The 5554-nt window shown below is 32.6% G+C and carries 7 protein-coding genes; 4 read left to right on the top strand and 3 right to left on the bottom strand.

The genetic code is table 11. From position 1 onward, the window contains the following. Positions 1 to 224 precede the first annotated feature (224 nt). Both PHC28_RS15060 and PHC28_RS15055 read left to right on the top strand, forming a co-directional pair. A complete protein-coding gene (locus PHC28_RS15060; protein ID WP_143391223.1) occupies positions 225 to 476 on the top strand; it encodes a type B 50S ribosomal protein L31 in 252 nt (83 codons plus the stop codon). Positions 477 to 610: 134 nt separating this feature from the next. Beyond that, on the top strand, positions 611 to 1786 hold the full coding sequence (locus PHC28_RS15055) for a GlmU family protein (protein WP_300102447.1): 1176 nt from the start codon (positions 611 to 613) through the stop codon (positions 1784 to 1786). A 92-nt stretch (positions 1787 to 1878) separates the two neighbouring features. On the opposite strand, the gene PHC28_RS15050 is transcribed toward PHC28_RS15055, so the two are convergent. Continuing rightward, complete coding sequence (locus PHC28_RS15050; RefSeq protein ID WP_300102444.1) at positions 1879 to 2172, bottom strand: type II toxin-antitoxin system RelE/ParE family toxin; 294 nt, start codon at positions 2170 to 2172, stop codon at positions 1879 to 1881. After that, positions 2165 to 2407 (bottom strand): hypothetical protein, encoded by a 243-nt coding sequence (locus PHC28_RS15045; protein WP_300102441.1) that lies wholly within the window; start codon positions 2405 to 2407, stop codon positions 2165 to 2167. The genes PHC28_RS15050 and PHC28_RS15045 overlap by 8 nt, the downstream gene beginning before the upstream one ends. Positions 2408 to 2528: 121 nt before the next feature. Between PHC28_RS15045 and mtaB the strand changes: the two genes are divergently transcribed. Then, positions 2529 to 3848, top strand: coding sequence for a tRNA (N(6)-L-threonylcarbamoyladenosine(37)-C(2))-methylthiotransferase MtaB (mtaB, locus tag PHC28_RS15040; protein ID WP_300102438.1), 1320 nt, complete (start codon positions 2529 to 2531; stop codon positions 3846 to 3848). Positions 3849 to 4053: 205 nt separating this feature from the next. Here mtaB and PHC28_RS15035 read toward each other — a convergent pair whose 3' ends face one another. Next, positions 4054 to 4641, bottom strand: coding sequence for a phospholipid scramblase-related protein (locus PHC28_RS15035; protein ID WP_300102436.1), 588 nt, complete (start codon positions 4639 to 4641; stop codon positions 4054 to 4056). Between the two features lie 164 nt (positions 4642 to 4805). Here PHC28_RS15035 and PHC28_RS15030 point away from each other — a divergent pair. Further along, positions 4806 to 5554, top strand: a 749-nt coding sequence (locus PHC28_RS15030) for a PPK2 family polyphosphate kinase (RefSeq protein ID WP_300102433.1), incomplete at its 3' end; no start/stop codon positions are given.

Genomic DNA, 5554 nt, shown 5'->3' with positions numbered 1-5554 from the left:
CCACAAATATAGCAATTCCCAATATATCCACCGACAAAAATCGTTTTTTACAATTATATAAAAAAAGCTGCGCAAAGATTTGATTATTGAAAAATAATTGTAAATTTGCACACTCAAAATAATTTAAAGAGTTTTAAACAAAAAGAGTAGTTGCATTTACACCTTTTTCCTAAAGAGAGAAAGCTTCAAAATTAAAACGCTCAAAAAAATAAATAAAAATAAAGATGAAAAAAGGAATTCACCCAGAAAATTACAGATTAGTTGCATTTAAAGATATGTCTAACGAAGACGTGTTTATTACTAAATCTACTGCAGATACAAGAGAAACAATCACAGTTGATGGTGTTGAATATCCAGTTGTAAAAATGGAGATATCTAGAACTTCTCACCCTTTTTACACAGGTAAATCTAAACTTATTGATACTGCGGGTCGTATCGATAAATTCAAAACTAAATACGCTAAACACGGTAAATAATATTTATCAGTTTAAAAATTATATAAAACTCTCCATTTTTGGGGAGTTTTTTTATTTTAATTGCTATCCAAAACTTTGTAACTTTGAAAACTGTAAGTACGGACAAGTCACGACTTGTTCCTAACAAAAGAACTATGAATTATATACTTTTCGACGGACCAACTAGAAATGCTCTATTGCCTTTTACATTTACACGTCCTGTTGCCGATATTTTAATTGGAATTATGACCATTCGTCAAAAATGGGAAATGCGTTTGGGTTCAACCACAACAACTCTAACGGAAGAATATTTGTCGGATAAGTTTCCAATGGTTGAAATGGAAGAAAATGTAATGATAAATGCTTCCTTTCTTCCCAATACAATTTTATCCGAGATGGTAAGTAATCTCGGATTGAACCAAGCTATTTTCAAAGGTGATGAAGTTATTGCTTTTTACACTAGTGAAAATCAAGAAGAAGTTGATTTTGACACTTATGAAATTATAGAATTTGAAGGAGATTGTATTAGAGTCGAACATACTTGGGATATTTTCTCCAATAATGATGCAGCAATTCGTGAAGATTTCGAATTGTTGACCGAAGACAGAAAATCACAACCAATACCGAAAAGTGTTAATGCCATTGCAAAAGAAAATATATTTATTGAAGAAGGGGCAAAGCTAGAATTTGTTACGCTGAATGCTTCGTCTGGACCTATTTATATTGGGAAAAATGCAGAAATAATGGAAGGTTCTGTTATTCGAGGGCCATTAGCCTTATGTGAAAATGCACAAATAAAAATGGCTGCCAAAATTTATGGAGCAACAACGGTTGGTCCTTATTCTAGAATTGGCGGTGAAGTAAAAAACGCTGTTCTTTTTTCGTATTCTAATAAAGGACACGACGGATTTTTAGGCGATTCTGTTCTTGGCGAATTTTGTAATATTGGTGCAGATAGTAATAATTCAAACCTAAAAAATAATTACGAAGAGGTTAAACTTTGGAGTTATGAAAAAGAAGGTTTTGCCAAAACAGGACTTCAATTTTGTGGATTAATGATGGGAGACCACAGTAAATGTGGAATTAACACAATGTTCAATACAGGAACAGTAGTTGGTGTGAGTGCTAATATTTTTGGTGCTGGATTTCCGCGTAACTTTGTGCCAAGTTTCTCTTGGGGAGGAGCTTCAGGGTTTACTACTTATGTTACAAAAAAGGCTTTTGAAACTGCACGCTTAGTAATGAGTCGCAGAAATATAGATTTAGATGAAAAAGAAGCCGCAATTTTAGAACACGTTTTTGAGGAAACTAAAAAATGGAGGAAAGATTAATTTTAAAATAGGATAATCTTAAAATTTGAAAAGCTATAATTGCGTTAGTAGTTGTGGTTTTTTTATTTGTTTTGTGAGAAAACCAAAACTAATTATCTAAACTTTTTGTCTGGATTTTTGCTGGTATGAAAAATGGCTGAAATTAAAATTATGGAATCAATTTTAGTGTAAATGATGACAAATGGAAATTTTTTCACAACTGCTTGACGATAAACATCAAATTCTAATTTGTAAGTTTCTGGATTTAACAAAATAGATTCTATACAAGTATTGATTTGATTTAGAAAGTTGTCTCCGATTTTTGTTGAAATTAAATCATAGAAATATAATGCGTCTTCCAATTCGTTTTCAGCCTGAATTGAAAGAACTTCTTTCAATTTACCCATTTCGTTTTGAAAGTAATTTAGATTTAACTTCTTCCCAAGATTTTCCTTTGTCTTTTCCTGACAAATAGTTTTCGGCACTTTCTCGAACAATATTTTTTTGGTCTTCACTTAATTGATATTCCAAAGGTTCGTCATTTAAGACATTTTTCAAGAAATCCAATGTGCTTTGATCTTCCGTATGGATAATTTTTTCAATTAAGTCCAGTTTATCTTTTTGTAAATTAGTCGGTTGCATAATTTTTAGTTTTAAAACCTAATTTACAAATATAATGATAATCCAATTTTAAATCTTACAATTTATACGTAAATTTGCACACTCAATTTTTTGACAACGATTTCATTAATTGAGTTACTTTATGGAAAAAAGAAAGAAAGTAGCGTTCTACACGCTAGGTTGCAAATTAAATTTTTCGGAAACCTCTACCATTGCCCGAAATTTTGAAGACGAAGGTTTTGACCGCGTCGATTTTGAAGAAGTTGCTGATATGTATGTTGTTAATACGTGTTCTGTAACTGAAAATGCCGATAAACAATTCAAGCAAGTCGTGCGAAAAGCAATGAAACTCAATGATAAAGCTTTTGTTGCTGCCATTGGTTGTTATGCTCAACTCAAACCCGAAGAATTGGCAAATGTTGATGGAGTTGACTTGGTTTTGGGAGCTACCGAAAAGTTTAAAATCACTGATTATATTAATGATTTATCCAAAAATGATTTTGGCGAAGTGCATTCTTGCGAAATTGAAGATGCTGATTTTTATGTAGGAAGTTATTCCATTGGCGACAGAACTCGCGCTTTCCTTAAAGTCCAAGACGGTTGCGATTATAAATGTACCTATTGCACGATTCCGTTGGCTAGAGGAATTTCGAGAAGTGACGATCTCGAAAATGTATTGAAAAATGCCAAAGAAATTTCAGAACAAGGAATTAAAGAAATTGTCTTGACTGGAGTGAATATCGGTGATTACGGAAAAGGAGAATTTGGCAACAAAAAGCACGAACATACATTTTTGGAATTAGTTCAGGAGTTGGATAAAGTAGAAGGAATTGAGCGTTTACGAATTTCGTCTATAGAACCCAATTTATTGAAAAACGAAACGATTGAATTTGTATCTAAAAGTCGAAGTTTTGTTCCTCATTTTCATATTCCGTTGCAAAGCGGAAGCAATGAAATCCTAAAATTGATGAAACGTCGTTACCTTCGAGAAATCTATACCGAACGAGTAAATAAGATTCGCGAAGTAATGCCCGATGCTTGCATAGGTGTCGATGTAATTGTTGGTTTTCCTGGAGAAACTGATGAACATTTCTTAGAAACATATCATTTTCTTAATGATTTAGCTATTTCTTATTTACACGTTTTTACCTATTCAGAACGTGATAATACAGAGGCTGCCGAAATGGAAGGTGTTATTCCAGCCAATGTTCGAGCAAAAAGAAGCAAAATGTTGAGAAGTTTATCTGTAAAAAAACGTCGTGCTTTTTATGAAAGTCAGATTGGAACAAAGAGAACGATACTTTTTGAAAGCGAAAATAAAGAAGGTTACATTCACGGTTTTACCGAAAATTATGTTCGTGTAAAAACACCTTGGAACCCAGACTTAGTTAATACTTTACAAGAAATCAATTTGACTAAAATTGATGATGACGGAAGTGTGAGAATGGAGTTTGCCCCCTAACCCCCAAAGGGGGAATTTGAAAAAGTCCAAATAGGGTAAATTTAAAATTTTGGTTTAATATTCATCAAAGCTTCCAGCCTTTCAAAGGCTGGAAGCTTTTTTAGTATTTTATTTTACGGTTTCTACCAAGCGAATAAATTCAGATTTGTTACCTTCCTCGTTATTGGATAATCCTTCTTTGGCTAGTTTTTGAAAGTTGTCAAATTTATTCCTTTAAAACCATATCTATAACCATAACGGCCGCAAAAATGAGTTGTCTTTCGACAGAATCTTGAGCGACATTTTCGTTTATGGAAAGGACATAATTATCTGCCGAAGTAAAAAATTCTTTACCAATTCCTGCCCATTTTTTGTTTACAAAACCCAGTTCTGTGTTGTCTTTTATGAATTTAAAATCCCAACCAGTCCATTTTCCTTGAAGGGTACAAACTGGTTTTTGGTTTTTATCGATAATTTCAAATTTTCCTCCCATTGACCAAAATTTTTGTCTGAAATAGCCAATAAGTTGATCTCGATCATCAAAAACTTGAACATCAGAACGAAAAAAAGTAGTGCCACGTTTTATGTTTACTATTTTTTTGCCTGAAGTTTCGCTTACAAGAACGTTGAATGGTGTCATTTTTTTGTATTTTGTAAATCGAATTATTTTGGTAAAAAAGCCTAAATTTGGCTCTTTACTTGTCATTAAGTGCTGATTGGTTTCAGGATCGAAAATATCATAAATGTTTGCTGCTCGGAACATTCCTATTTGCTCTTTGATAAGAAATAGATTTTTGTTTAATAATGGATTCATTTTTCTTTGTTCAATTTAAAGTGTTAAAATATTGATTTATGCGGAAATCTTTTTTTTAAAAGATTATAATGAATAACTGAAAATAGTTCTTGATTACCACGTTTCTCACAATGCTACTTTTAGAATGTTTTTTTAGTTATTTTTACAAATATAAATTATTTCTTATGAAGTCTATAAATCCAGATGATTTTAAAGTTACTGGCAAAATCGAGTTGTCAAAAATCCCTACGAATTTGTTTAATGATGCTTCTGAGGGAGATAAAGAAGATAAATTGTATGAAGTTCAAGCTAAACTGAGCGAGCTGCAAGACGTGATGTATGCTCACAATCGCTATGGCGTTTTAATTTGTCTGCAAGGAATGGATACATCAGGGAAAGATAGTTTGATTCGAGAAGTTTTCAAAGAATTTAATCCGCGTGGTGTTGAGGTTCATAGTTTTAAAACACCGAATTCAACCGAATTAGAGCACGATTATTTATGGAGACATTACCTTGCTTTACCTGAAAAAGGAAAGTTTGCGGTTTTCAATAGGACACATTACGAAAATGTTTTGGTGACTCGAGTGCATCCTGAATATATTTTGAATGAGAATTTGCCTGGAATTGAAAAAGTAGAGGATATTACTCCGCAGTTCTGGGAAAATCGGATGGAACAAATCAATAATTTCGAGAAGCATATTTCGCAAAATGGAACGATTGTAATGAAATTCTATTTTCATTTGAGCAAAGAAGAGCAAAGAAAGCGCTTACTGCGAAGATTAAATGAAGAAAAACATCATTGGAAATTTTCGCTAGGTGATTTGAAAGAACGCGAACATTGGGAAGAATATATGAAATATTATGAGGAAGCGATTAATAAAACTGCTTCTGAAATTGCTCCTTGGTATATTGTTCCAGCTGATGACAAAGAAAT

It is taken from the genome of Flavobacterium sp., assembly GCF_028712645.1.
Classification (GTDB): Bacteria; Bacteroidota; Bacteroidia; order Flavobacteriales; family Flavobacteriaceae; genus Flavobacterium.
This window is presented reverse-complemented; position numbering and strand designations above follow the sequence as displayed.